This window comes from Paenibacillus agaridevorans (assembly GCF_003112455.1).
Lineage (GTDB): Bacteria > Bacillota > Bacilli > Paenibacillales > Paenibacillaceae > Pristimantibacillus > Pristimantibacillus agaridevorans.
The window spans coordinates 1-3524 of the sequence record NZ_BDQX01000269.1 but is presented as its reverse complement, the minus strand read 5'-3'; the positions used below and the strand labels follow the sequence as shown (position 1 = coordinate 3524).

General features: G+C 50.6%; 4 protein-coding genes and 1 riboswitch. Of the genes, 2 read left to right on the top strand and 2 right to left on the bottom strand.

Annotated elements, in window-relative coordinates:
• Together ku and PAT3040_RS22090 are read left to right on the top strand one after the other, a co-directional pair.
• The coding region (gene ku, locus PAT3040_RS38895; protein WP_305778787.1) for a non-homologous end joining protein Ku at positions 1-548 on the top strand (548 nt) is incomplete at its 5' end.
• The gene (locus PAT3040_RS22090) at positions 545-1432 is read left to right on the top strand and encodes an ATP-dependent DNA ligase (RefSeq protein WP_108994411.1); all 888 of its coding nucleotides are present in this window, start codon (positions 545-547) and stop codon (positions 1430-1432) included. The genes ku and PAT3040_RS22090, both read left to right, overlap by 4 nt.
• A 96-nt stretch (positions 1433-1528) precedes the next feature.
• Positions 1529-1615: riboswitch (cyclic di-GMP riboswitch) on the top strand.
• Positions 1616-1710: 95 nt separating this feature from the next.
• On the opposite strand, the gene PAT3040_RS22085 is transcribed toward PAT3040_RS22090, so the two are convergent.
• Positions 1711-2835 (bottom strand): HD-GYP domain-containing protein, encoded by a 1125-nt coding sequence (locus PAT3040_RS22085; protein ID WP_108994410.1) that lies wholly within the window; start codon positions 2833-2835, stop codon positions 1711-1713.
• Positions 2836-2871: 36 nt separating this feature from the next.
• The coding region (locus tag PAT3040_RS22080) for an HD-GYP domain-containing protein (RefSeq protein WP_108994409.1) at positions 2872-3524 on the bottom strand (653 nt) is incomplete at its 5' end.

Here is a 3524-nt window from a genome sequence, read left to right as displayed (position 1 = left end):
CCAAGCCGTATTATCTTGCGCCCGATATGGCGGGAGGCAGCGCCTACGGCTTGCTGCTGGAAGCCATAAAACAGACCGGTAAGATCGGCATTGCCAAAATCTCCATTCGGAGCAAAAGCAGTCTGGCCGCCATCCGAGTCGTGGACAACTGTCTTTGCCTGGAGACGATGCACTTCCCGGACGAAATAAGGCCGATCGCGAACGTCCCTAATCTGCCCGAGTCGACTTCAGTTAACGAGAAAGAGCTGCAAATCGCCAAGCTTCTTATCGAGCAACTTTCAGAACCTTTTGCGCCGGACAAATACACGGATGATTACCGCGCCGCCCTGCTGGAGGCAATCGAACACAAAATTAGCGGCGAGAGCCTGGATATCGTAGCCGCTCCTGCTGACAAAGGCAGCAATGTCGTCGATCTCATGGCTGCTTTGCAGGCAAGTCTTGATGCCGTCAAGATTCCTGCAGATTCCGGCAAGGCGACGGACAAACCCGTTAAAACAAAAAGCAAAACGAAGGCGGCGGACAAAGCTAAAAAAGGAACCGCTTCGTGACACTAAGCGACATTCCTCTCCCCAAGGTGCCCATGTCGCCTATCGTTTCACCCATCATCCCCGAAGGACCAGAATGGGTATACCAGTTGAAATGGGATGGAGTTCGTACATTGGCCAAATTGGACGGGATAGGCGGCGTCAAGCTTTTCTCGAAACGGCTCCAACTCAAAAACGAGATTTTCCCGGAAATCATCGCGTTGCTCGAGCCGCTGCGGATCGGTCCATGCCTGCTGGATGGCGAAATTGTGTATTTCGACGGAAACAGACCGAACTTTCAGCGAGGCAAGCTGATGGGACGTTCCCGGTACAATAAGGAAAATATGATCTACGTGCTCTTCGATCTTCTTCATGCGGATGGCAAGGACCTTCGGGAGCTGACGCTCAGGGAACGGTTCGCCAGACTCTCGGCCAAATTCTCAGCCCCGCAGAAGCGGCTGTTCGTTTCGGAGTTGTATACGGACGGCAATGCTTTATGGGAATGGGTTATCGAGAAGGGATGGGAAGGCGTCGTCTCGAAGCGCCTCGACAGCCTGTACGCTGTAGGCAAACATCACGAGGATTGGTTCAAGAGACGAAAAGAAATTCGGTTAGTCGCCAATGTCGTCGGATTGAAGCGCAACAACGGCGTCATCGCCAGCCTGGTACTCAGCTACGAGGGCCGCTACATCGGCCACGTGTCGGGACTTGACCAAGCATCCAAGTCGCTGCTGGCGCAGTTCGCCGAGCAGCATCCCGGCAATTGCCCGTTCGAGAAGCTGACTCCGGGCATGCGCAAATCCGACGTTCTCTGGCTCGGCGCGCCGTTCCCTTGCCGAGTTGCTGCCCTCGAGTTCACGGATAGCGGCATTTTGCGCCAGCCCATTCTGCTTGGATTCGGGCAATAAAGGTAATTTTGCTCATATGATCCTTTAGTCTTTCCTACTAAAGTCTTGTATGTTTCTCTTTTTGTAGGTATAATGATCCTGGTGTACAGACCACTCATACGAGACTGGCAAACCCGTTCGAAAGACAGGGACGCAAAGCTTCAGGCCTAAAGGTTATTATCCCATGGCGGCTGAGCCGCCGAACATGACCGGATTCATCAACGTGATTAATGACAGCTTGAGAAAACGACCGTTCCATTTCGGAACGGTCTTTTGTCGTTACCTGTTATCTGTCATCTTCACACGATTGCATTCACGATCACCATTTCAAGCTGAACCTTCAAATCTATTTCGTAAGGAGAGGTGACCCTGCTGCCATCGCTTTCTCGAATGATTCTTACAATCGGACGTTGAACAAAGGAGGAGTCCACAGATGTAATGACCGCCACCTGGCCGCTGTTGAGCAATACTTTGCTGCCGATTGGATAAATGGATATGTGGCCAACGAACAATTTAACAAGAGATAGATTAAACAATCTGTTGCCGGATCCCAGTAGATATTCAATGGCGTTACCGCGCGCGTAGGAATGCCGATGGTGTCGCTCCGATACCAGTGCATCGTAGATGTCCGCGATCGCCACGATCTCGGCAAACTCATGGATATCGGGGTATTTGCTCCGGTAAGGATACCCTGATCCGTCGTAACGTTCGTGATGCTGCAAGGCGCAAATAGCCGCCGTATCTGGAATATCGGTCCGGTTGATGAGCATTCGATAACCTTCGATGGTATGGTTTTCGATTCTTTTTCTCTCTATAACCGTAAGTTTGCCCCTTTTGGTCAATAGCCCTTTGGGAAGACTGACCATTCCGATATCGTACAGCAATGCGGCGGCGGTCAGTTCGTATAATCTCTTTTCGCTGTATTTATTTGCGAATCCGATAATAGCAGACAACGTCGCTACGTTTAGTGCATGTTCTAGCAGTGAGGGATCTTTCCGGTGCATTAACGCCAGGCTGTCCTTAACGAACTCAACTTTGGCCAACTCACCAATGATGCTTTGATAGATGCGAAAAAATCGATCGCCAAGCACGGGCACGGACACCCTCCTGCGTAATGTCGAATTGGTTTTCAACTCCGACATCGACTCCTCCACGAAAGCCTTGGAGTCGAGCCGACTTTGTTCGTGCATATGCTGATCGTATGGAATTAGAGCCGAGTTCAGGAGGTTCGATTTTTCAATCTCGACTTGTGCAGAGACATCTTCCTCGACGTAAACTTCCTTGATTTTCATGTGGAGCAGCCGTTCGATATATTTCTCTGTTAACCGGGTGCCTGCGCCTAACATAATAATGCCGTTTTGATTTAATACCGGAACGGCAAGCGTTTGTCCCGGTTGAAGTGCGTAAGCAGTAGTTGATTTCATTCCTATCCCGCCTTTTCAAATCGTTGTTCTGTATTGCTATGTCGTTGTAATGGAGCTTGGCGACATATCCAGGAAAAGTTCGACGAAGTAGCTGTCGAATTGCCTTCCACGTTGTCTCCATAGCTCGTCTCGAGCTTGGGCGTCCGTCTTCACGCGGTTATAAGAACGTTGCCTGGTCATCGCGTCATAGGAGTCAAGTACCGCGCACATTCGCGCCCATTTTGGAATTGCCGTGCCATATAAACCATCCGGATAACCGGTTCCATCCCAACGTTCGTGATGAGACCGAACAATGGTAAGTAAATCAGGAGCACGACTACCTAATACACTTGTCAACAACTCGGCGCCTAATACGGGATGCTCTCGAATGAGCGCCATCTCGTCCGCTTCGAGAGGTAGCTTCTTCGCAAGCAGTTCGTGCGGGAGAAGCACTTTTCCGATATCGTGTAAGCAACACGCCATCGTGAAATGATTTTCCTCTTCTTTGGACATCCCCAGCGCTTTGGCCATTTCCCTGGCATGCATTCCTACGCGCATGCCATGTGCGAACGTAACGGCGTCCTGACGCATGGCCAAGGCAAACAGCTCGGTTGGTATTGGATCCGCCAAAATATGATCACATCCTGTTCCTGTGTACATAGCGGCATGATCGCTTGAACATAGAAGGTCGAACAATAATGATTGTTCGA

What these genes read in the sequence shown, in the direction of transcription:
- PAT3040_RS22085 (WP_108994410.1), bottom strand. Translation starts at nt 2,835, where the DNA reads ATGAAATCAACTACTGCTTACGCACTTCAACCGGGACAAACGCTTGCC.